Origin of the sequence: Streptomyces sp. XY006, from assembly GCF_002237655.1 — a bacterium.
Lineage (GTDB): Bacteria > Actinomycetota > Actinomycetes > Streptomycetales > Streptomycetaceae > Streptomyces > Streptomyces levis.
On sequence record NZ_NOKT01000021.1, the window covers coordinates 123,076 to 146,624 of the forward strand.

At 72.4% G+C, this 23,549-nt stretch carries 14 protein-coding genes; 12 read left to right on the plus strand and 2 right to left on the minus strand.

The annotated features are described in order from the left end of the window. Positions 1 to 138 precede the first annotated feature (138 nt). Positions 139 to 1,812 carry a PucR family transcriptional regulator gene (locus CHR28_RS24385; RefSeq protein WP_094055817.1) on the plus strand — a complete coding sequence of 558 codons (1,674 nt, stop codon included), beginning with the start codon at positions 139 to 141 and terminating at the stop codon, positions 1,810 to 1,812. 121 nt (positions 1,813 to 1,933) lie between these two features. Further along, a complete protein-coding gene (locus CHR28_RS24390; protein WP_094055818.1) occupies positions 1,934 to 3,379 on the plus strand; it encodes an aldehyde dehydrogenase family protein in 1,446 nt (481 codons plus the stop codon). Between the two features lie 118 nt (positions 3,380 to 3,497). On the opposite strand, the gene CHR28_RS24395 is transcribed toward CHR28_RS24390, so the two are convergent. Then, the gene (locus CHR28_RS24395; RefSeq protein ID WP_094055819.1) at positions 3,498 to 6,335 is read right to left on the minus strand and encodes a glycoside hydrolase family 3 C-terminal domain-containing protein; all 2,838 of its coding nucleotides are present in this window, start codon (positions 6,333 to 6,335) and stop codon (positions 3,498 to 3,500) included. A gap of 333 nt (positions 6,336 to 6,668) precedes the next feature. Between CHR28_RS24395 and CHR28_RS24405 the strand changes: the two genes are divergently transcribed. The 7 genes from CHR28_RS24405 to CHR28_RS24435 all read left to right on the plus strand — a co-directional run bounded on the left by CHR28_RS24405 (position 6,669) and on the right by CHR28_RS24435 (position 17,593). Continuing rightward, positions 6,669 to 8,360 carry an extracellular solute-binding protein gene (locus CHR28_RS24405; protein ID WP_094055820.1) on the plus strand — a complete coding sequence of 564 codons (1,692 nt, stop codon included), beginning with the start codon at positions 6,669 to 6,671 and terminating at the stop codon, positions 8,358 to 8,360. A 27-nt stretch (positions 8,361 to 8,387) separates the two neighbouring features. Next, entirely contained in the window at positions 8,388 to 9,422 is a 1,035-nt protein-coding gene (locus CHR28_RS24410; protein ID WP_094055821.1) for an ABC transporter permease, read from the plus strand. After that, the gene (locus CHR28_RS24415; RefSeq protein WP_094055822.1) at positions 9,419 to 10,354 is read left to right on the plus strand and encodes a carbohydrate ABC transporter permease; all 936 of its coding nucleotides are present in this window, start codon (positions 9,419 to 9,421) and stop codon (positions 10,352 to 10,354) included. Before CHR28_RS24410 ends, CHR28_RS24415 begins: the two co-directional genes overlap by 4 nt. A 124-nt stretch (positions 10,355 to 10,478) precedes the next feature. Next, positions 10,479 to 12,683, plus strand: a complete 2,205-nt coding sequence (locus CHR28_RS24420; RefSeq protein WP_094055823.1) for a sialidase family protein — start codon at positions 10,479 to 10,481, stop codon at positions 12,681 to 12,683. Then, positions 12,683 to 14,650, plus strand: coding sequence for a beta-galactosidase (locus CHR28_RS24425; RefSeq protein WP_094055824.1), 1,968 nt, complete (start codon positions 12,683 to 12,685; stop codon positions 14,648 to 14,650). Before CHR28_RS24420 ends, CHR28_RS24425 begins: the two co-directional genes overlap by 1 nt. Then, positions 14,647 to 16,842 (plus strand): glycosyl hydrolase family 95 catalytic domain-containing protein, encoded by a 2,196-nt coding sequence (locus CHR28_RS24430; protein WP_094055825.1) that lies wholly within the window; start codon positions 14,647 to 14,649, stop codon positions 16,840 to 16,842. Before CHR28_RS24425 ends, CHR28_RS24430 begins: the two co-directional genes overlap by 4 nt. Positions 16,843 to 16,879: 37 nt before the next feature. Then, a complete protein-coding gene (locus CHR28_RS24435; protein ID WP_094055826.1) occupies positions 16,880 to 17,593 on the plus strand; it encodes a glycoside hydrolase family 12 protein in 714 nt (237 codons plus the stop codon). Between the two features lie 60 nt (positions 17,594 to 17,653). Here CHR28_RS24435 and CHR28_RS24440 read toward each other — a convergent pair whose 3' ends face one another. Then, entirely contained in the window at positions 17,654 to 18,667 is a 1,014-nt protein-coding gene (locus CHR28_RS24440; RefSeq protein WP_094055827.1) for a LacI family DNA-binding transcriptional regulator, read from the minus strand. A gap of 260 nt (positions 18,668 to 18,927) precedes the next feature. Between CHR28_RS24440 and CHR28_RS24445 the strand changes: the two genes are divergently transcribed. From CHR28_RS24445 to CHR28_RS24455, 3 genes are all read left to right on the plus strand, one after another. Beyond that, a complete protein-coding gene (locus tag CHR28_RS24445; protein WP_094055828.1) occupies positions 18,928 to 20,868 on the plus strand; it encodes an acyl-CoA dehydrogenase family protein in 1,941 nt (646 codons plus the stop codon). Between the two features lie 94 nt (positions 20,869 to 20,962). After that, positions 20,963 to 22,219 carry a 1-deoxy-D-xylulose-5-phosphate reductoisomerase gene (gene dxr / locus CHR28_RS24450; protein WP_094055829.1) on the plus strand — a complete coding sequence of 419 codons (1,257 nt, stop codon included), beginning with the start codon at positions 20,963 to 20,965 and terminating at the stop codon, positions 22,217 to 22,219. Between the two features lie 8 nt (positions 22,220 to 22,227). Next, complete coding sequence (locus tag CHR28_RS24455; RefSeq protein WP_094055848.1) at positions 22,228 to 23,520, plus strand: M50 family metallopeptidase; 1,293 nt, start codon at positions 22,228 to 22,230, stop codon at positions 23,518 to 23,520. Positions 23,521 to 23,549: the final 29 nt, after the last annotated feature.

The following is a 23,549-nucleotide window of genomic DNA, read 5'->3' on the forward strand; positions in this document are numbered from 1 at the left end:
TCCCACGGTCCGTGGGCCGACGCGGTACGCCGGGACCGTACGGTGAGGCAGAATCGTCACAGGTCGTTCATACGCCGCGGCCAAAAGACCACGCCGCCCACACCGCCCACACAGCCCTGACGCAGACCTGAAGGCCTCATGCCCCCGACGCTCGCCTCGCTCGTCCACCACTCCGCGCTGAAGCTGACCGTGCGGGCGGGCGAAGACCGCCTCGACGTGCCGGTCCGCTGGGCGCACGTCAGCGAGCTCGCCGACCCCGTGCCCTACATGGAGGGCGGGGAGCTGCTGCTGATCACGGCGCTCAAGCTGGACGCCGAGGACCCGGAGGCCATGCGGCGCTACGTGCGGCGGCTGGCCGGCGCCGGCGTGGTCGGGCTCGGCTTCGCCGTCGGCGTCAACTACGAGGAGATCCCCAAGGCGCTCGTCGACGCGGCCGAGGAGGAGGGCCTGCCGCTGCTGGAGGTGCCGCGCCGGACCCCGTTCCTCGCCATCAGCAAGGCCGTCTCCGCCGCGATCGCCGCCGACCAGTACAAGGCCGTCACGGCCGGGTTCGCCGCCCAGCGCGAGCTGACCCGGCAGGCGCAGACCGGCGGGCCGGAGGGGCTGCTGGCCGCGCTGGCCGCGCAGGTCGACGGCTGGGCGGCGCTGTACGACGCGTCGGGCGCCGTCGTCGCCGCGGCCCCCGAGTGGGCCGGGCGGCGTGCCGCACGGCTCACCGGCGACGTGCAGCGGCTGCGGGACCGGCCCGCGCCGGCCTCGTCGGTGGTCGGCGGGCCGGAGAACGAGGACCGGGTCGAGCTGCACACGGTCGGCACCGGCCGGCGGCCCCGCGCGGCGCTCGCCGTGGGCACGGCCGCCACCCTGGGCACCGCCGAGCGGTACGCCGTCCACTCGGCCATCGCCCTGCTGACCCTGACCACGGAACGCTCCCGGTCCCTCCAGGCGGCCGAGCAGCGGATCGGCGCCGCGGTGCTGCGGATGCTGCTGGCCGGGGAGCCGGACCACGCGCGGGCGGTCGCCGGGGACCTGTACGGCGGGCTGCTGGACGCCCCGTTCCGGATGATGGTCGCCGAGCGGGTGCCGGTGTCGGCCTCGGCGGCGCTGGCCCGTGCCGAGGCGCGGGCGGGCGCCCCGGCCCTCGACCGGCCCTCCGCCGCCGCGCTCGCCGCGGCCGACACCGCCGGCGACCCCCTGGCGGCGCTCGCCGACGTGGTGGAGTCCGCGGCGGCCCGGGCCGGGGAGGCCGTGCTGGTCGTGCCGGAGGGGGAGCGGCTGGTGGTGCTGGCCGCGGACGGCGGTGCCGCGGCGGCGGCCTGCGCGCAGTACGCGGCCGCCCTGGAGACGGCCCGGACCGGCGTGCGCGAGAAGGTGCCGGGCGGCGAGGAGGACGAGCTGGTCGTGGGCCTGTCCGCACCGGCCGGGCCCATCGCCGCGTCGGCCGCGTACAAGCAGGCCGAGCAGGCCCTGTCGGTGGCCAGGCGGCGTGGACGCGTCCTGGTGGAGCACGAGCAGATGGCGGCCGGATCCGTACTGCCGCTGCTCGCGGACGACGCCGTACGGGCGTTCGCCGACGGCATGCTGCGCCCGCTGTACGAGCACGACGCCACGGGCCGCGGCGACCTGGTCGCCTCCCTGCGCGCCTGGCTGTCCCGGCACGGCCAGTGGGACGCGGCCGCGGCCGACCTCGGCGTCCACCGCCACACCCTGCGCTACCGCATGCGCCGCGTCGAGGAGATCCTCGGCCGCTCCCTGGACGACCCGGACGTGCGGATGGAGCTCTGGCTGGCCCTGAAGGCGACCAGCACGGACTAGCCAAACCGTAGTGTCCCGGGGCGCCACTGCTACGCCCCGGACAAGCGCCCCTCGGCCACTCCGCCCCTACGGTGGGTCCGTACGACTGGATCACCCCCAACGCCGAAGGGCCGGAACGAACATGACCTCCACCCACGCCTTCTGGCTCGCCGGCCGCCAGGCCACCGGCGAGGACACCTTCGACGTCACCTCCCCCTGGGACGGACGGCTCGTCGGCAAGGTGAGCGTGCCGACGGACGCGCAGGTAGAGGAGGCCGTCGCCGCCGCGTACGCCGTGCGCGACGAGCTCGCCGCCACCCCGGCCCATGTGCGCGCCGCCGCCCTCGACCACGTCAGCAAGCGCCTCGCCGAGCGCACCGAGGAGATCGCGCGGCTGATCTCCGCCGAGAACGGCAAGCCCATGAAGTGGGCGCGCGGCGAGGTCGGCCGTGCCGTGTCGGTGTTCCGCTTCGCGGCCGAGGAGGCCCGGCGGTTCAACGGCGGCGAGGCCCAGCGCCTCGACACCGACCTCGGCGGCCAGGGCCGCCTCGCCCTCACGCGCCGCTTCCCCAAGGGCGTCGTGCTGGGCATCGCGCCCTTCAACTTCCCGCTGAACCTGTGCGCCCACAAGGTCGCCCCGGCCATCGCCGCCGGCGCCCCGATCATCCTCAAGCCGGCCCCGGCCACCCCGCTGTCCGGCCTGATCATCGGTGACCTGCTCGCCGAGACCGAGCTGCCCGCCGGTTCCTGGAGCATCCTGCCGGTCGCCAACGACAAGATGCCCGCGCTGGTGCAGGACGAGCGCCTGCCCGTGATCTCCTTCACCGGCTCCGAGAAGGTCGGCTACGCGATCATGGACTCGGTGCCGCGCAAGCACTGCACCCTGGAGCTGGGCGGCAACGGCGCGGCCGTCGTCCTCGCCGACTGGGCGAGCGAGGAGGACCTGGACTGGGCGGCGAACCGCATCGCCACCTTCTCCAACTACCAGGGCGGCCAGTCCTGCATCTCCGTCCAGCGGGTCATCGCCGACGCCTCGGTGTACGACCGGCTGCTGCCGCGCATCGTCGCCGCCGTCGAGGCCCAGGTCACCGGTGACCCGAGCGACGACGCCACCGACGTCGGCCCGCTGGTCAGCGAGGACGCCGCCCAGCGCGTCGAGAAGTGGGTGCAGGAGGCCGTGGACGCCGGTGCCCGGCTGCTCACCGGCGGCAAGCGCGACGGCGCCTCCTACGCGCCGACCGTCCTGGCCGAGGTCCCGGCCGACGTGACGATCTCCTGCGAGGAGGTCTTCGGGCCGGTCCTCACCGTGCAGAAGGTGGACGGCGAGGCCGAGGCCTTCGCCGCCGTCAACGACTCCAAGTACGGCCTGCAGGCGGGCGTGTTCACGCACGACCTGCAGACCGCCTTCCGCGCCCACCGGGCCCTTGAGGTGGGCGGCGTGGTCGTCGGCGACGTCCCGTCCTACCGCGCCGACCAGATGCCGTACGGCGGCGTCAAGCAGTCCGGCGTGGGCCGCGAGGGCGTGCGGTTCGCCATGGAGGACTACACCTACGAGCGCGTGATGGTCCTCACCGGCATCACCCTCTGACCCTCCTCCGGCCCCTCTGGCCGATGGGAACCATTTTCATATAGGGTCCTGAAGAGGCCCGGCACCGATGCCTTCCGGTGCCGGGCCTCTTCTGTTCGTGCCGGCCTGCTCCGGACCCTCAACCGGAGAAGCCGACGTGCGCGAGCCGCAGCGGGCCGCGCAGCCTCAGGCGCACGTCGTGGACACCGGCGGCGGCGACGGCGGCGACGAGCGGGACGTAGTCGTACGGGCCCGCCGTGGGCGCCGCGGTCGACAGCACCGCGAGCACCGGACCGCCGTCCAGGGACAGTTCGGCCGTGCCCGCCCCGGCCACCTCCATCGTCACCCCGGAGACGCCGCGCCCGAAGTCGCAGGCGCGGTAGAGCAGTTCGGCGCCGTCCGCGTCGGCCGGTGTCACCGCGTCGCCCGACACCTTCGTCCGGTCGACGATCTCGATGCCGTGCTGCTCGTCGAAGTCGGCCGCGGCCAGGCCGTCCGTGACGACCGCGCGGGGCAGGGCGGGCTCGCCGGTCAACGTGACCGTCGTCCGCAGCCGGACGTCCTCGCTGGACGCCCCCACCAGAAGCTCGTGCGGGCCCGGCTCCACCCGCCACCGTCCCCGGGCCACGTCCCAGAAGGCGAAGGCGGACAGCGGGACGTCGAAGTCCAGCGCGGCCGTCGCGCCCGGGGCGAGCGTGACCCGGCGGTGGCCGAGCAGCTCACGGCGCGGGCGGGGGACGGTGGAGCCGGGCGCCCGGGCGTAGACCTGGGCGACCTCGTCGGCGGTGACCTCGCCGGTGTTGGTGACGGAGAAGGAGACACGCACCGACCCGTCCCCGGCCCGGGCCGTCAGGCCGTCGTAGGCGAACGCGGCGTAGGACAGTCCGTGCCCGAAGGGGAACAGGGGAGTGCCCTCGAAGTAGAGGTACGTCTGGCGGCTGCCGATCACGTCGTAGTCGAGCAGGTCCGGCAGGTCGGCGTCCGAGGCGTACCAGGTCTGCGGGAGCCGGCCGGCGGGGGAGACGTCACCGGCCAGGACCCGGGCCAGGGCGGTGCCGGCCGCCTGCCCGCCGTGCGCGGTCCACAGCACGGCCGGCAGGTCCGCCGGGTCGACGGCGTAGGGGTAGGCGCTAACCAGGGCGAGCACGGTCGCCGGGTTCGCCGCGCGGGCCGCCCGCAGCAGCCGCTCCTGGTGGCCGGGCAGCCGCAGTGTCGTACGGTCCTCGGTCTCGCGGCCGTTGAGGTGCGGGTCGTTGCCCGCCACGACCACCACCACGTCGGCCGCCGCGGCGGCCCGGGCCACCGCCTCCTCGCCGCGCTCGGCGACGACCAGGCCGAAGACCTCGGGGTCCTCGTCGGCAACCTTCACGCCGTCGGCGGAGACACAGACGTGGCGACCCGTTCCCAGGTGCCTGAGGAGGTGCCCGTCCCCGTGCGGTTCCAGCCTGAACGTCTCCTGCACGACCCAGCCGCCCGGCTGGTCGGCGGCGGCGCGGACGTACCCGTCATCGGCGACCGAGAGGTAGCGGCCGTCGGGCGCCCGCAGGGTCAGCACGCCCTCGCCCCAGTCGACCAGCGCCAGTTCGGTGCCGGACGCGTCGGTGGTCAGCGGGGGCAGGTCGGTGCGGCCCGCGAGCAGCGCCGGGTCGAGCGCGCCCTCGGCGCCGCGCACCTCGTCGGCGGCGTCCCCGGCCGGCGGCACGCGCAGGAAGGCGCCCGACGCGGTCCGCAGCCGGACCCGGTCCACACCCTCGGCGAACTCCACCCGCTCCGCCCCGAACCGCTCGTACAGGCCCTCCAGCGGGGTCGAGCGGTGCAGCAGGGTGCCGCTGTACCAGTCGAGCTTGCACTCGTCGGCCAGCAGCCCCACCACCGCGACGCGGGCCCCGGCGGCCAGCGGCAGCAGCCCGTCGTTCTTCAGCAGCACGATCGCCTGCTCGGCGGCCTCCTGCGCGAGGGCGCGGTGCTCCGGGGTGTCGAACGCGGCCGTCGCCCCGTGCGGGTCGTCCTGCGGGTCGAACTCGCCGAGCCGGAAGCGGACCGAGAGCTGGCGGCGGACGGCCGTGTCGAGGTCCGCCTCCGTCAGCAGGCCGCGCTCCAGGGCGCCGCGCAGCCGCGCGGTGATGCGCGAGGAGTCCGTGCCGTGGTCGGTGAAGCTGTCGACGCCCGCCACGAGCGAGGCGGCGGTCGCCTCCTCGTGCGTGTCGAAGTAGTGCTCGGAGTCGACCAGGTTGCTCGGCGCCCCCGCGTCCGAGCAGACCAGCAGCTCCTGGCCGGTCCAGGTGCGCAGGTGCTGTCGCAAGTACGGGGAGACGTGGTTGGGGCGGCCGTTGACCAGGTTGTAGGCCGGCATCACCCCGGCCACCGCGCCCGCCTCCACGGTGTCGCGGAAGGCCCGCAGGTCGTACTCGTGCAGCACGCGCGGGCGCACCGAACTCGACGTGGTGGAGCGGTCCGTCTCGTTGTTGTGGGCGAGCCAGTGCTTCAGCACGGGCGCCGTGCGCCAGTACACCGGGTGGTCGCCGCGCAGGCCGTGCGTGTAGGCGGTGGCGATCGCCGAGGTCAGCTTCGGGTCCTCCGAGTAGCCCTCCTCGTTGCGGCCCCACAGGGGGTGGCGCAGCAGGTTGACCGTCGGGGCCCACACGTTGAGGCCGACCCGGTCGTCCTTGGCGCGCATCGCGCGGGCCTCCCTCGACACGGCGTCGCCGACCCGCCGTACGAGGTCGGGGTTCCAGGTCGCGCCGAGCCCGACGGCCTGCGGGAACACCGTCGCCGGGCCCATCCAGGCGACGCCGTGCAGGGCCTCCTGGCCGGTGCGGAACGCGGCGATCCCGAGCCGTTCGACGGCGGGCGCGTACTGGTGCAGGAAGGCGATCTTCTCGTCGAGGGTGAGCCGCCCCAGCAGGTCGTCGACGCGTTCCGCGAAGGGCAGCCGCGGATCGCGGAAGGGTGCGGTGGGTGGCGTGTGTGCGGTCACGTGGGGATCCCTTGCGCTGAATCGGCGAGGTGCTTTCGAAGCGCTTCGATGCTGATTCGACGACGGGTCGGGTGTCAAGACATCGGCGCCTCACTTCAAGTGGTGCACGAGGAAAGGTCCCTTGCGAGGCCGGGAGGAAGTTTGGAAGCGACCCTTGTGCACCGTGGGGCGTTCACTTAACCTCGCAGCAACATCGAAGCGCTTCGACTGCCTCGGCCGCCGAAATCCCGACGCATGCGTCGAAGGTCCGCTTCAGCTCAGCCAGTTCCACTCGAGACACCGCAGCCGACGGCCTCCGCCGGGTGTCCTGGTGTGCCACGAAGGGTTGACGCAATGACGCCGAACGCCGCCTCCGCCTCCTCGGGACCGAGCCGGAGAACCTTCCTCGCCTCCACGGCGGTCGCCACCGCGGCGGTCGCGGGCGGGGTGCCGCTGCTCACCGCGTGCGGCGGGTCGGACAGCGGAACGCGCGACGGCACCACCTCGGCCAAGGACGCCGAGAAGATCCTGCCCGCCTACGTGGCGAGCAACGTCGTGAAGCCGGACATCCCGTCGAGGAACGGCTCGGCCATCGGCTTCACCGGCAAGCTGGACCTCGCCACCCTCAAGACCTCGGTCGCGAAGAAGCTCGGCAAGGGCGGCAGGGTCACCGTCATGGCGCCGTTCTGGGGGTCGCCGCCGAAGCAGGACAACGCCTACTACACGGCGATGAACGACCTGATCGGCGTCGACGTCGTCTGGCAGAACCAGGACGGCAACACCTACGACCAGAAGCTCGGCGCGGTCCTCGCCTCCAGCGACGTCCCGGACGTGGTGGTCGTCCCCGGGTGGAACATGGGCGGCAAGATACCCAGCGCCATCATCGGCAAGTTCGCCGACCTCGGCCCGTACCTGTCCGGGGACGAGGTCAAGCAGTACCCGAACCTCGCCGCGATCCCGACCGACGCCTGGCGGCGTTCCCTCTTCGGCGGCAAGCTGCGCGGCCTGCCCATGCCGGCGCCGTCCGCCCCCTCCATGGTGCCCCTGTACCGGCAGGACGTCTTCGAGAAGGAGGGGTACGAAGTCCCGCGCTCCTGCGACGAGTTCATGTCGCTGGCCAAGGAGATCACCAACGCCCGGGCCAGGCGGTGGGCCTGCCTGGACATGAAGTGGACCGCCTTCCAGGCCTTCGGTGTGCTCTCCGGCAGCGAGAAGCCGCTCGGCTGGAACCTCGTGGACGGCAAGCTCGTCAACCGCATCGAGACCGAGGAGTTCCTCGAAGCGCTGGAGTGGTCCCGCAAGCTCTTCGCCGCCGGGGTCGTCCACCCCGACTCCAAGATGGGCAAGAACGCCCCGGACCCGGGGCCCAAGTTCGCGGCGGGCGAGTTCCTGATCTACCCCAACAACATCTCCCAGTGGTGGGGCCGCACCGCAGAACAGGCCGCGCAGAACCCGGAGTTCAAGATCTGGGGCATGGACCTCTGGGGCCACGACGGTGGCGACCCCACCCTGTGGGCCGATCAGCCCGCCGGCATCTTCGCCTTCGTCAACAAGAAGGCCTCCGAGTCGGTCGTCCGCGACGTGCTGGCCGTCGCCAACGTCACCGCGGCGCCGTACGGCACCAAGGAGTACATGATGACCAACTACGGCGTCGAGGGCACCCACTACACCGTCGAGGACGGCGTCCCCGTCAAGACCGACAAGGGCAACATCGAGGTGATGAACGCCTACGTCATGGTCGCCTCTCCCGCCGCGACCCTCGCGCACCCCGACTTCCCCGAGGTCGCCAAGGGCCAGGTCGAGTGGCAGCAGCGGATGGGCGCGTTCGCCAGGAAGTCCGCCTTCTGGGGCCTGCAGATCACCGAGCCCGCCCGGTACACCAACCTCACCAACGACGTCGAGCAGCTGGAGGACGACATCGTCCGCGGCCGGAAGAAGATCGGCGACATGCAGCAGTTCGTCTCCGACTGGAAGAGCAGGGGCGGCGACAAGCTGCGCGACTGGTACCGCAAGCTCCTCGACGAGAACGGTTCGGCGGCGAGCTGACCCGGCCCTGAGGCAAGGAGAACAGCTGTGTCGCACAGCACGGTGCCCCGGAGCGGTACCGAGGCCGCAACGCCCGGGAGGACCCCGGTGGCCTCCGGTGACGTCGCCGGTTCCCGGGAGAAGCCACCCGGGGGCAGGCTCAGCCTCCGGCACAGGTTCCGGCGCGATCGCGTCCTGGTCCTCATGACCCTGCCGGCCCTCCTGCTGGTGCTGGTCTTCAACTACCTGCCCATCCTCGGCAACGTCGTCGCCTTCCAGGAATACGACCCCTACCTCAGCGACAACGGCGTCGTCTCCATCCTGAACAGCCCCTTCGTGGGCCTGGAGAACTTCCGGCGGATCGTCGAGGACCCGGCCTTCTGGAACGCCGTCGAGAACACGCTGGTGCTGTTCTTCGTCCAGCTCGTGCTGTTCTTCCCGATCCCGATCCTGCTCGCGCTGCTCATCAACAGCGTGGTCCGGCCCCGCGTGCGGGCCGTCGCGCAGGCGGTGCTCTACCTGCCGCACTTCTTCTCGTGGGTGTTGGTCATCGCCGTCTTCCAGCAGATGTTCGGCGGCGCGGGCATGCTCTCCCAGCTGCTGCGGCGAAACGGCTACGACGGCATCGACATCATGACCAACCCGGACACCTTCGCCTTCCTGCTCACCGCGCAGAGCGTGTGGAAGGACGCCGGGTGGGGGATCATCGTCTTCCTCGCGGCCCTGGCCTCGGTGTCCCAGGACCACTACGAGGCGGCCGCGATGGACGGCGCCGGACGCTGGCGCCGCATGTGGCACGTCACCCTGCCCGCCCTGCGCCCGGTGATCGCGCTCCTGCTGGTGCTGCGTGTCGGCGACGCCCTGACCGTCGGGTTCGAGCAGATCCTGCTGCAACGCGACGCCGTCGGTCCGGGAGCGGGGGAGGTCCTCGACACCTTCGTGTGGTGGAACGGCGTGCGCAACCAGGACTTCGGCTACGCGGCCGCCGCGGGTCTGATCAAGGGCGTGGTCAGCATCGGCCTGGTCCTCGCCGCGAACAAGGTGGCCCATCTCATGGGCGAGCAGGGGGTGTACAAGAAGTGACCGCAGTCGTCGAGAAGCCGGCGAACAGGCCGCGCCCGTGGGCCGCCCCGCCGCGCCCGGCCTGGGAGGAGGAGCCCTCCAGGGCCGGCCTCGCGGGCAAGGGCATCGCCCTGTCGTTCGCCTGCCTGGCGATCCTCTTCCCGCTGTGGATCGTCGTCGTCACCAGCCTCTCCTCGCGGAAGACCATCGACGAGGCGGGCGGCCTGGTGCTGGTGCCCGAGGGCATCACCTTCATCGCGTACCGGGAACTGCTCAGCGGCGGCCAGGTCACCCGGGCCGCGCTCGTCAGCATCCTCGTCACCCTGACCGGCACGCTGTTCTCGATGGCGGTGTCCGTGCTGTGCGCCTACGGCCTGTCCCGCAGCGGGTCCCTCGGCCACCGCTGGATCCTGATGACGCTGCTGGCCACCATGTTCTTCAGCGCCGGCCTCATCCCCACGTATCTGCTCGTGCAGTCCCTCGGCCTGACGGACAGCTATCTCGCGCTGATCCTGCCGAGCGCGGTGAGCGTCTTCAACATCCTGGTGCTGCGCGGCTTCTTCATGGGGATCTCGCAGGAACTCGTCGACAGCGCGCGCATCGACGGTGCCGGGGACTTCCGCATCCTCTGGCAGATCGTCATGCCGCTGTCCCGGGCCGTCCTCGCGGTGATCACGCTGTTCTACGCCGTGGGCTACTGGAGTGCCTGGTTCAACGCGTCGCTCTACCTGAACGACCAGGACATGATGCCGTTGCAGAACGTGATGATCCAGCTCGTGCAGAAGCAGGAAGCACCGGTCGGTCTCGGACAGGCCATCAAGACAGGGCAGTTGTCGGGGCTGGCCGTGCAGATGGCGGTCATGGTGATGGCCCTGCTGCCGGTCGCCGTGCTGTCGCCGTTCGTCCAGAGGCACTTCAAGAAGGGGATGCTGACGGGCGCGGTGAAGGGCTGACGGACCGCGCCGGCGGGCCGTCCGCCGCCTTCCGTGTGCATCCTTCGCCGTGGCTGATCGCGCAGTTCCCCGCGCCCCTTCCGGGGCGCTTCCCCCTCCCTCCTCAGACGCCGAGGTGTGTGTCATGCATGCGTCCAGCCCGAGCAGAAGAACCGTCCTGGCCGGAGCAGCGGCCGCCGCCGCGCTCAGCGGTGCTCCCGTCCTGCCCGGGCGCGCACAGGCCGCCGGGGCGGCCGGCTCCGCGGGCGGGGCGTACCGCTGGCGCAATGTCGTCCAGGGCGGCACCGGATTCGTGACCGGCGTGCTGTTCCACCCGGCCGTCCGCGGCCTGGCCTACGCCCGTACCGACATCGGCGGCGCCTACCGCTGGGAGGACCGCACCGGGCGGTGGGTGCCGCTCGTCGACCACATCGGCTGGGACGACTGGAACCTGCTGGGCGTGGAGGCCATGGCCGTCGACCCGGCCCACCCGGACCGGCTGTACCTCGCCCTCGGCACCTACGCCCAGCCGTGGGCCGGCAACGGGGCCGTGCTGCGCTCCGAGGACCGGGGAGCGACCTGGCGGCGCACCGACCTCACGGTGCAGCTCGGGGCCAACGAGGACGGGCGCGGCTGCGGTGAGCGGCTGCTCGTCGACCCACGCGACAGCGACACCCTGTGGCTCGGCACCCGGCACGACGGGCTGCTCAGGTCGGCCGACCGGGGCGCCACCTGGCAGGCGGTGCCCTTCCCGGCCGCACCGAGCGCCACCGGGCAGGGCGTCACGCTCCTGGTGGCGGCGGGCCGTACCGTCTACGCCGGCTGGGGCGACGCGAACGGCACCGCCCCGAACCTCTACCGCACGGCCGACGGCACCACCTGGGAGGCCGTCCCGGGACAGCCGACGGGCACCGCCGCGAAGGTGCCGGTCCGCGCCGCCTACGACCGGCACACGCGCGAGCTGTACGTCACCTACGCCGACGCCCCCGGCCCGAACGGCCAGTCCGACGGCGGCGTGCACAAGCTGCGCACCACGGACGGGAGGTGGACGGAGGTCACACCGGTGCGGCCCGGCGGCACGACGGGCGACGGCGGGAGGGACTCCTTCGGCTACGGCGGTGTCGCCGTCGACGCCCGCCGCCCCGGCACGGTCGTCGTCTCCACCAACAACCGCTGGGCGGAGATCGACACCGTGTTCCGCTCCACCGACGGCGGCCGGAGCTGGACCTCACTGAAGGACACGGCCGTCTTCGACGTCTCCGAGACGCCGTTCCTCATGTGGGGCGGTGACCGGCCCAAGTTCGGCTGGTGGATCCAGGCCCTCGCCCTCGACCCGTACGACTCGCGGCACGTCGTCTACGGCACAGGCGCCACCCTCTACGGCACCCGTGACCTCACCCACTGGGCCCCGCAGATCCGCGGTCTGGAGGAGGCGTCCGTCCGCCAGCTGGTCTCGCCCCCGGCCGGCGAGGCGCATCTGCTCAGCGGCTGCGGGGACATCGGGGTGATGTACCACGAGCGGCTCACCGCCTCGCCCTCCCGCGGCATGGCGTCGAACCCGGTCTTCGGCACGTCGACCGGTCTGTCACTGGCCCCGGCCAGGCCGTCGTACGTGGTCCGGGCGGGCTGGGGCGACCACGGCAACGGGGCCTGGTCCGGCGACGGAGGCCGGACCTGGGCCCCGTTCGCCGCGCAGCCGGACATGGCCAGGACCGCGCCCGGGCCGATCGCCGCCAACGCCGACGGCAGCGTCCTGCTGTGGTCCTTCGGCCCGGGCGACCCGGGCTTCCGCTCGGCCGACAACGGCGCCACCTGGTCCGAGGTCGCCACCTTCCCGCGGGGCGCCGCCCCGGTCGCCGACCCCGCCGACCCGCGGCGCTGGTTCGCCTTCGACACCACCACCGGCACCCTGTTCGCCGGCACGGACGGCGGCCGCACCTTCACCGCGCGGGCCGGCGGTCTGCCCTCGGGCGACCGCGAGTTCCAGCTCGTCGCCGCCCCGGGGCGCTCCGGCGACCTGTGGCTCAGCCTGAAGGGGAACGGGCTGTACCGCTCCACCGACGGGGGCGAGAGCTTCCGCAAGGTGGACAGCTGCCGGGCGTCGTACACCCTCGGTTTCGGCAAGGCGGCCGAGGGCGCCTCCTACCCGGCGCTCTACATGGTCGGCGCCACCGGGAGCGGCACGGCCGTCCACCGCTCGGACGACGAGGCGAGGACCTGGGTGCGCGTCAACGACGACCGGCACCAGTGGGGCTGGACCGGCGCCGCCATCACCGGCGACCCGCGCGTGTACGGCCGGGTCTACGTCGCCACCAACGGGCGCGGCATCCAGTACGGGGAGCCCGCCTGATGCCCGGCCTGAGCGACGCGACCAGGGGCCGGCTGCTGTTCGGCGGCGACTACAACCCCGAGCAGTGGCCGGAGGAGACCCGGCACGAGGACGTCCGGCTGATGAAGGCCGCCGGGGTCAACTCCGTCACCCTCGGGGTGTTCTCCTGGTCGACGCTCGAACCGGAGCCGGGTGCCCGGGAGTTCGGCCTGATGGACACGCTCATGGACCTGATGCACGAGCACGGCATCGGCGTCGTCCTCGCCACCCCGACGGCCTCGCCCCCGCCCTGGATGGGCCGGCTGCACCCCGACACCCTGCCCGTCACCGAGGACGGCCGCACCGAGTGGTGGGGCGGCCGGCAGCACTTCTCGCACTCCAGCGCCACCTACCGGCGCTACGCCGCCGCCATCACCGAGGACCTGGCCGCCCGCTACGGCGGCCACCCGGCGCTGACCATGTGGCACATCAACAACGAGTACTGCACCTACGACTACGGCGACCAGGCCGCGGCCGCCTTCCGGCGCTGGCTGCGCGCGAAGTACCGCACGCTCGACGCCCTCAACGAGGCCTGGGGCACCGCCTTCTGGAGCCAGGGCTACGACACCTGGGACGGCATCCTGCCGCCCCGCCTGCCGCACTACCTGCGCAACCCCGGCCAGGTCCTGGACTTCCGGCGCTTCACCTCGGACATGCTCCTGGAGTGCTTCACCGCCGAGCGGGACATCGTCCGCCGCCACTCCCCGCACACCCCGGTGACCAGCAACTTCATGCCGCTGTGGTCCGGGCAGGACGCCTGGCGCTGGGCCGGGGAGGAGGACGTCGTCTCCGTCGACCTCTACCCCGACCCGCGCGACCCGCTCGGCGCCCAGAGCGGCGCCCTCGTGCAGGACATGACCCGCTCCCAGGCGCGCGGGCCCTGGATGCTGATGGAACAGGCGGCCGGGCCGGTCAACTGGCGGGGCGTGAACCACCCCAAGCCCCGGGGCCTGAACCGGCTGTGGTCGCTGCAGGCGGTGGCCCGGGGCGCCGACGCCGTCTGCTACTTCCAGTGGCGGCAGTCCCGGCAGGGCGCCGAGAAGTTCCACTCCGGCATGGTCGGGCACGCCGGGGAGGAGGGAAGGACCCACCAGGAGATCAAGCGGCTCGGCGCCGACCTGGCGCGGATCGCCCCCGAGGTCTCCGGCCGGAACGTCACCGCCCGCATCGCCGTCCTGCACGACTGGGACGCCTGGTGGGCCGGCGCCCAGGACGGCCGCCCGTCCAGCCGGATGGAGTACCCCGACGTCCTGCGCGCCTGGCACCGGGCCCTGTGGCAGGCGCACCTGGTCACCGACTTCGCCCATCCGCTGCACGATCTGACGCCGTACGCGATGGTCGTCGTGCCGCAGCTCTACGCGCTCACGGACGCGGCCGTCGACCACCTCCTCGCCTACGTACGGCAGGGCGGCACCCTCGTCTGCGGCTTCCAGACCGGTGTCGCCGACGAGGACGACCGGATCCGCCCCGGCGGCATGGACGCCCGGCTGCGGGAGCTGTTCGGCATCCGCACGCTGCACGAGTGGTGGCCGCTGGAGGAGGGGGAGACCGCCGCCTGCGAGGGCTTCCACGGCACACTGTGGTCCGAGGAACTGGAGGGCGACGGCACCGCCGACGAGACCCTGCCCTACGAGGGCGGTGAGCTCGACGGACTGCCCGCCGTGCTCCGCAAGGGCCGGGCCTGGTACGTGTCCACCCTCCCCGAGCCCGGGGCGCTGCGCGACCTGCTGGCCCGGATCGCCGCGGGCGCGGGCGTCCGGCCGGTGCTCGACGGACTGCCCGGACAGGTGGAGGCCGTACGCCGAGGAGAGGTGCTGTTCGTGCTCAACCACGACCGTGAGCCGGTCACCGTAGAGGTGCCCGGCACCCATCGCGACCTGCTGACCGGGACCGAAGTCACCGGCCGGATCACGCTCGGCCGCTACGGGGCGGCGGTGCTCCGGCCATGACCGACTCCGCCCCCGTGCACGGCACCTGGGAGCCGCGCCCGGCCGGCCGCTGGGAGGACGCGTTCCTCAGCGGCAACGGCCACCACGGCGCCCTTGTGTTCGGTGACCCGAACGCCGAACGGGTCGTCGTCACCCATCACACGCTGGTGCGGCCCAACGGCCGGGACGACCGGCCCCCGCAGCTCGCAGCGGGCCTCGCCGCCGTGCAGGACCGCCTCCTGGCGGGTGACACGAGCGCCGCCGAGAGCTTCACGGACGGCCGCCCGCTGGAATGGGTGCAGCCCTTCCACCCCGCCTTCCAGGTCCGCGTCAACCGGCCACCCGGCGACCGCCCCGGCTACCGCCGGGAGGTCGACTTCACCACCGGCGTGGTGAGCGCGACCTGCGACGGCTGGACCGGGCGGGTCTTCGTCTCCCGCGCCGACGACGTGATCGTCCAGTACGTCACGGGCCGCGCCCTGACCCTCGACATCGACCTGGACCACCGGCTCCCCGGCGCCCCCGCCGGACTGGGCGTCGGCCACGGAGCCGTCCTCACCCCCGAGGGCGCCCTGCTCAGCCTGCGCGCCCGCTACCCGGACAGCGACCTGGCCTGCACCGGCGTCACCCGCGTCACCGTCACCGGCGGCACCACGGCCCTCGTCCCGCCGGGCGTGCGCGTCCAGGGCGCCCGGTCCGTCCTGCTCCTCACCCGGGTGTTCCGGCACACCGGCGAACTCGACGTGGTCGCCGAGGGCCGTGCCCTGCGCGACCTGGGCACCGACCACGACGCCCTCCTCGACCGTCATGCCGCCCTGCACCGCACCGCCTACGAGCGCGTCATCCTCGACCTCGGCGCCGACCCGGCCGAACGCGCCCTGCCGGGCTCCGAGCTGCTCCGGCGGCCGGACAGCCCCGCCCTGCTGGAGCGCCTCTTCGCCGCCGGCCGCTACCACCTGCTGAGCGCGAGCGGCCTCTTCCCGCCCCGTCTGACCGGGCTGTGGACCGGCGACTGGAACACCGCCTGGTCGGGCGCCTTCACCCAGGACGCCAACCTCAACCTCCAGACCGCCTCGGCCGCGGCCGCCGCCCTCCCCGAGGTCACCGAGGCCCACGCGCACCTGATCCGGCGCCAGTTGCCCGACTGGCGCGACAACGCCCGCGCCGTCTTCGGCACCCGGGGCGTCGTCGCCCCCGCCCACTCCGACGGCGAGTCGGGCCACTCCCACCACTTCGACCGCGAGTACCCGCTGCACCTGTGGACCGCCGGTGCCGACTGGCTGCTCAAGCCGCTCGTCGACCACGACGACACCCGCGGCGCCCGCGACCCGCGCACCGCCGCCGCCCTCGCCGAAGTCGCCCTCTTCTACGAGGACTTCCTCACCCGCACCGACGCCGACGGCCACCTCGTCGTCGTCCCCTCCTACTCACCCGAGAACCGCCCGGCCAACGCGAGCTGGGGCACGGTCAACGCCGCCATGGACCTGTCGGCGGCCCGCCACGCCCTGCGCACGGCCGCCGCCTACCACCCGGACACTCCGGACGCCGAGCGCTGGAACGCCCTCGCCGACCGGCTCCCGCCGCACCGCGTCAACGCCGACGGAGCCCTGGCCGAATGGGCCTGGCCGGGCCTGGAGGACTCCTACGACCACCGCCACCTCAGCCACCTCTACGGCGTCTGGCCGCTCGACGAGATCACCCCCTACGACACCCCCGGACTGGCCGCCGCCGCCCACCGCGCCCTGGAACTGCGGGGCTCCGAGAACGACTCCGCGCACGGTCATCTGCACCACGCGCTCGTCGCGGCCCGGCTCCGCGACGGCGACCGCGTCGCCCACGCCCTCGGCCGGGTCCTGGACGGCGACTTCTTCCACGTCTCCCTGATGAGCGCCCACTACCCCCGGCGCGACGTCTACAACGCCGACGCCGCGCACACCCTGCCCGCCGTGCTGATCGAGATGCTGGTGCAGTCCACGCCCGACCGGCTGGTGCTGCTGCCCGCGCTCCCGGCGGACCTCCCCGGCGGCGCGCTGCGCGGCGTGCGCACCCGCTTCGGCGCCGCACTCGACCTCACCTGGAGCCGGGACGGCGCCGCCACCGCCGTGCTCCGGCCGGACCGCGACGCCCGTGTCGAACTGAGGACTTCCTCCGGCGCCGAGCCCCTCGACCTGGTCGCCGGAGAAGACCGCGTCCTCACCGTGAGAGCGCGGTGATCCCCCCGCACTTCCCCCCACCCATGGAAGGGACACCATGGCATCACGCACCCTGAGCAGGCTCACCAAGGCCCTGCTGGCCCCGGCCCTCGCGCTCGGCGCCACCGTCGGTCTCGCCTCCGCCCCGGCCTCCGCCGCCGTCTGGAACACCTGCGACCAGTGGGGCAACACGAGCCTGAACGGCTACACCCTCTACAACAACATCTGGGGCTCCGGCGCCGGCAGCCAGTGCGTCTGGGCCAACTCCGGCACCCAATGGGGCGTCTGGGCCGACCACCCCAACACCGGCGGCATCAAGTCGTACCCCAACTCCAAGAAGGTAATCAACAAGACGATCACCTCCCTGTCCTCGCTCACCAGCAGCTACAACGTCACGGTCCCGTCGTCCGGCGCGTACAACACGTCGTACGACATCTGGGACACCGACTACGACTACGAGATCATGCTCTGGGTCAACCACAACGGCGCCGTCGGTCCCCTCGGCACCGCCCAGGGCAGCGTCACGCTCGGCGGCCACACCTGGAACGTCTACAAGGGCAGCAACGGGGTCAACGAGGTCTTCTCGTTCCTGCGGACGTCCGACTCCAGCTCCGGCAGCGTCGACATCCTGCCGATCCTGAAGTGGATCAAGGACACCAAGAAGTGGATGGGCAACGAGACCATAGGTGACGTGCAGTTCGGCTACGAGATCACCTCGTCGTCCGGCGGCCTGAACTTCACCACCCACAACCTGACGGTCAGCGGGGGCTGACCCGCGCGAGCCGGGGCGGGCCGTGCCGCGGGGCGGCGGCCGGCCCCGGCCGTGCGGCGCCTACGAGCGGCTCGGTGCCGGGCCCGAGCTCGCCCGGACCGTCAGCTCGGGCGCGAGCAGCACGACCTCGTCGCCGCCGCGTCCCTCCAGCTTGGCGACCAGGTGTTCCACCGCACGCCGGCCCATCTCCTGCGCGGGGATGGCGACCGACGTCAGCCGCACCGAGGCCTGCGTCGCCACCTGGTCCGGGCAGATCGCGACCACCGACATGTCCTCCGGGACGGCCCGGCCCTGCTGCCGCAGCAGGGCGAGCAGCGGCTCGACCGCCGACTCGTTCTGCACGACGAGGCCCGAGGTGTCAGGGCGTTCGTCGAGGATCCGGGCGAGCGTCACCGCCATGGCGTCGTACCCGCCCTCGCAGGGCCGGTGCAGCAGCCGCACGCCCAGTTCCCGGGCGCGGGACCGCAGCCCGTCGAGGGTGCGCTCGGCGAAACCCGTGTGCCGCTCGTAGACCGCCGGGGCCTCGCCGATGACGGCGATGTCGTGGTGCCCCTGCTTGGCCAGGTGCTCCACGCACAGCGCACCCGTCGCCCGGAAGTCCAGATCGACGCAGGTCAGCCCCGCGGTGTCGGCGGGCAGCCCGATCAGCACCGACGGCTGGTCCGTCGCCCGCAGCAACGGCAGCCGCTCGTCGTCGAGTTCGACGTCCATCAGGATCATGCCGTCGGCGAGACCGCTGCCCGCGACGCGGCGCACCGCGTCGGGCCCCTCCTCGCCGGTGAGCAGCAGCACGTCGTAGCCGTGCGTGCGCGCGGTGGTCGCCACCGCGATGGCGATCTCCATCATCACGGGCACGTACATGTCCGTGCGCAGCGGGATCATCAGCGCGATGATGTTCGACTTGCTGCTCGCCAGGGCGCGCGCCCCCGCGTTCGGGTGGTACCCGAGCTCGCGGATGCTCCGCTCGACCCGCTGCCGGGTGGTCGAGGAGATCGACCGCTTGCCGCTGAGGACATAGCTCACCGTGCTCGCCGAGACTCCGGCGTGCTGGGCGACCTCGGCGAGGGTGACCATCCAGCTCTCCAAGTTCTTAGTGAAGCGCTTCGACAGCGCGCCGTGCCGGTATGAACGGGTGAGGGTGGGTTCGACAGTAGCTTCAGCGCGGGTGGGTGTCCATAGGCTGTCGAAGCGCTTCGATTCCCATTTCCGCCCCCTTCGGCCGAACGGACGCGTGAGGACTGGTGGCAGCGTCCGGTATCGGGTACCAACGATCCAGTAGCACCGGTCGGTAACGTACAGTCATCACCAATCCTAGATGCGGCGAGGTGACCCTCATGTCCGCTTCCACCACCCCCTCATCCCGTCCCGCCGTCACCGAGCGGGAGGCCCGTGAGGTGGCGGAGGCCGCCCGGGAACAGCACTGGCGCAAGCCCAGCTTCGCCAAGGAGCTGTTCCTCGGCCGCTTCCGGCTCGACCTCATCCACCCCCACCCCGTCCCCGAGGACGAGGCGGCCGAGCGCGGCGAGGAGTTCCTCGCCAAGCTCCGCGACTTCGTCGAGACGAAGGTCGACCCGGCCCTCATCGAGCGCGAGGCCCGGATCCCCGACGAGGTGATCGACGGGCTGAAGGAACTCGGCGCCTTCGGCATGAAGATCGCCACCAAGTACGGCGGTCTCGGTCTCACCCAGGTGTACTACAACAAGGCGCTGGCCCTGGCGGGCTCGGCCAGCCCGGCGATCGGCGTGCTGCTCTCCGCCCACCAGTCGATCGGCGTGCCCCAGCCGCTGAAGCTGTTCGGCACCGAGGAGCAGCGCGAGCGCTTCCTGCCGCGCTGCGCCCGCACGGACATCAGCGCCTTCCTGCTCACCGAGCCCGACGTCGGCTCCGACCCGGCACGCCTGGCCACCACGGCCGTGCCCGACGGCGACGACTACGTCCTGGACGGCGTGAAGCTGTGGACCACCAACGGCGTGGTCGCCGACCTGCTGGTCGTCATGGCCCGGGTGCCGAAGTCCGAGGGCCACCGCGGCGGCATCACCGCCTTCGTCGTGGAGACGAGCTCGCCGGGCGTCACCGTCGAGAACCGCAACGCCTTCATGGGCCTGCGCGGCATCGAGAACGGCGTCACCCGCTTCCACCAGGTCCGCGTCCCCGCCGCCAACCGGGTCGGCGAGGAGGGCCAGGGCCTGAAGATCGCCCTGACCACGCTCAACACCGGGCGGCTCTCCCTGCCCGCCTCCTGCGTGGCGGCCGGCAAGTGGTGCCTGAAGATCGCCCGCGAGTGGTCGGCGGCCCGCGAGCAGTGGGGCAAGCCCGTCGCGCACCACGAGGCGGTCGGCTCCAAGATCTCCTTCATCGCGGCGACCACGTTCGCCCTGGAGGCCGTGACGGACCTGGCCTCGCAGATGGCCGACGAGAACCGCAACGACATCCGCATCGAAGGCGCCCTGGCCAAGCTGTACGCCTCCGAGATGGCCTGGACGATGGCCGACGAACTCGTCCAGATCCGCGGCGGCCGCGGCTTCGAGACGGCCGAGTCCCTGCGGGCCCGCGGCGAACGCGGCGTCCCCGCCGAGCAGCTGCTGCGCGACCTGCGCATCAACCGCATCTTCGAAGGCTCGACGGAGATCATGCACCTGCTGATCGCCCGCGAGGCGGTCGACGCCCACCTCTCGGTCGCCGGCGACCTCATCGACCCCGAGAAGTCCCTCGGCGACAAGGCGAAGGCCGGCGCCAACGCCGGCGCCTTCTACGCCAAGTGGCTCCCCAAGCTGGTCGCGGGCCCGGGCCAGCTCCCCACCTCCTACGCCGCCTTCAAGCACGGCGTGGACCTCTCCGGGCACCTGCGCTACGTCGAGCGCACCTCCCGCAAGCTCGCCCGCTCCACGTTCTACGCCATGTCCCGCTGGCAGGGCCGGATGGAGTCCAAGCAGGGCTTCCTCGGCCGCATCGTCGACATCGGCGCCGAGCTGTTCGCCATGAGCGCGGCCTGTGTCCGGGCCGAGATGCTGCGCAGCCAGGGCGACCACGGCCGCGAGGCCTACCAGCTCGCCGACGTCTTCTGCCGCCAGGCCCGTATCCGGATCGAAGAGCTCTTCACCCGTCTGTGGACCAACACCGACGACCTCGACCGCAAGGTCGTCGAGGGCGTCCTGTCCGGCACCTACACCTGGCTGGAGCGGGGCGTCGTCGACCCCTCGGGCGACGGCCCCTGGATCGCCGACGCGACTCCTGGACCGTCCGCCAAGGACAACGTCCACCGGCCGATCCGCTAGCCCGGCCCTCCGGGGGCGCGAACCACTGCGGCGCGCGCCCCCGGGATAGGGATGCGCTGTCCTCACGCGCCAGGCTTACGGCAACAATGGAGGAATGAGCGACAGTCCAGCCCCCCTCGCCGACCCGCACCTCGTCTACGACCCGGTGTCGGCCGACGGACCGAAGGACGTGGTGATCCTCGGTTCCACCGGGTCCATCGGCACCCAGGCCATCGACCTCGTGCTGCGCAACCCCGACCGCTTCCGGGTCACCGGCCTCTCGGCCAACGGCGGCCGGGTCGCCCTCCTCGCCGAACAGGCGCACCGGCTCCGCGTGCGCACGGTCGCCGTGGCCCGGGAGGACGTCGTACCGGCCCTGCGCGAGGCGCTCACCGCGCAGTACGGCCCGGGCGAGCCCCTCCCGGAGATCCTCGCCGGCCCCGAGGCGGCCACGCAGCTCGCCGCCGCCGACTGCCACACGGTCCTGAACGGCATCACCGGCTCCATCGGACTCGCCCCGACCCTCGCCGCACTGGAGGCGGGCCGCACCCTCGCGCTCGCCAACAAGGAGTCGCTCATCGTCGGCGGCCCGCTGGTCAAGGCCCTCGCCAAGCCCGGGCAGATCATCCCCGTCGACTCCGAGCACGCCGCCCTGTTCCAGGCCCTGGCCGCCGGCACCCGCGCCGACGTCCGCAAGCTGGTCGTCACCGCCTCCGGCGGGCCCTTCCGCGGCCGTACCAAGGCCGAGCTCGCGGGCGTCACCGTCGAGGACGCCCTCGCCCACCCCACCTGGGCCATGGGCCCGGTCATCACGATCAACTCCGCGACCCTCGTCAACAAGGGCCTGGAGGTCATCGAGGCGCACCTGCTCTACGACATTCCCTTCGACCGCATTGAGGTCGTCGTGCATCCCCAGTCGTATGTCCACTCGATGGTTGAGTTCACGGATGGATCGACACTGGCCCAGGCGACCCCGCCCGACATGCGCGGGCCCATCGCCATCGGTCTCGGCTGGCCCGAGCGCGTCCCCGACGCCGCTCCCACCTTCGACTGGAGCAAGGCCTCGACCTGGGAGTTCTTCCCGCTCGACAACGAGGCCTTCCCCTCCGTGAACCTCGCCCGGCACGTCGGCGAGCTCGCGGGCACCGCCCCGGCGGTGTTCAATGCGGCCAACGAGGAGTGCGTGGAGGCGTTCCGCCGGGGCGCACTGCCGTTCAACGGGATCATGGACACCGTCACCCGGGTCGTCGAGGAGCACGGCACCCCGCGTACGGGAACCTCGCTCACCGTGTCGGACGTCCTCGAAGCGGAGACCTGGGCACGCACCCGGGCCCGGGAACTGGCGGCACAGACGGCGGAGGCCCGTGCATGACGACCCTGATGTTCATCCTCGGCATAGTCCTCTTCGCGGTCGGCCTGCTGTTCTCGATCGCGTGGCACGAACTGGGGCACCTGTCCACCGCCAAGCTGTTCGGCATCCGCGTGCCGCAGTACATGGTCGGCTTCGGCCCGACGATCTTCTCGCGCAAGAGGGGCGAGACCGAGTACGGCATCAAGGCCATCCCGTTCGGCGGCTACATCCGCATGATCGGGATGTTCCCGCCCGGCCCCGACGGCCGTCTGGAGTCCCGTTCCACCTCCCCGTGGCGCGGCATGATCGAGGACGCCCGCTCCGCCGCCTACGAGGAGCTCCGGCCCGGCGACGAGAAGCGGATGTTCTACACGCGCGCCCCCTGGAAGCGCGTGATCGTGATGTTCGCCGGTCCCTTCATGAACCTGATCCTCGCGGTGGTGCTGTTCCTCACCGTCCTGATGGGCTTCGGCATCACGCAGCAGACCACCTCGGTCAGCTCGGTCTCCCAGTGCGTCATCGCCCAGAGCGAGAACCGCGACAAATGCGAGAAGGGCGACCCGGCCTCCCCGGCCGCGGCGGCGGGGCTCAAGGCGGGCGACAGGATCGTCTCCTTCGGCGGCACGCACACCGACGACTGGAACGAGCTGTCGGACCTGATCCGCGCCAACCCCGGCAAGGAGGTGCCGATCGTCGTGGAGCGGGGCGGCCAGGAGGTCACCCTGCACGCGAAGATCGCCTCGAACCAGGTCGCCAAGAAGGATTCCAGCGGCCAGATCGTCGAGGGGCAGTACGTCCAGGCCGGCTTCCTCGGCTTCAGCGCCGCCACGGGCGTGGTCAAACAGGACTTCGGCGACTCCGTGACGTGGATGGGCGACCGGATCGGCGAGGCCGTCGACTCCCTCGCCGCCCTCCCGGGCAAGATCCCGGCCCTGTGGAACGCGGCCTTCGACGGCGCCGAGCGCGAGTCCGACTCCCCGATGGGCGTGGTCGGCGCGGCCCGCGTCGGCGGTGAGATCTTCACGCTCGACATCCCGCCCACCCAGCAGCTGGCCATGGCCCTGATGCTGGTCGCCGGCTTCAACCTCTCCCTGTTCCTGTTCAACATGCTCCCGCTGCTGCCGCTCGACGGCGGCCACATCGCGGGCGCCCTGTGGGAGTCGCTGCGCCGCAACACGGCCAAGCTGCTGCGCCGGCCGGACCCCGGCCCCTTCGACGTGGCGAAGCTCATGCCCGTCGCCTACGTCGTCGCCGGGATCTTCATCTGCTTCACGATCCTGGTGCTGATCGCCGACGTGGTGAACCCGGTGAGAATCTCCTAGCCATACGGAGTTCCGGGCGGCCCGGCAGG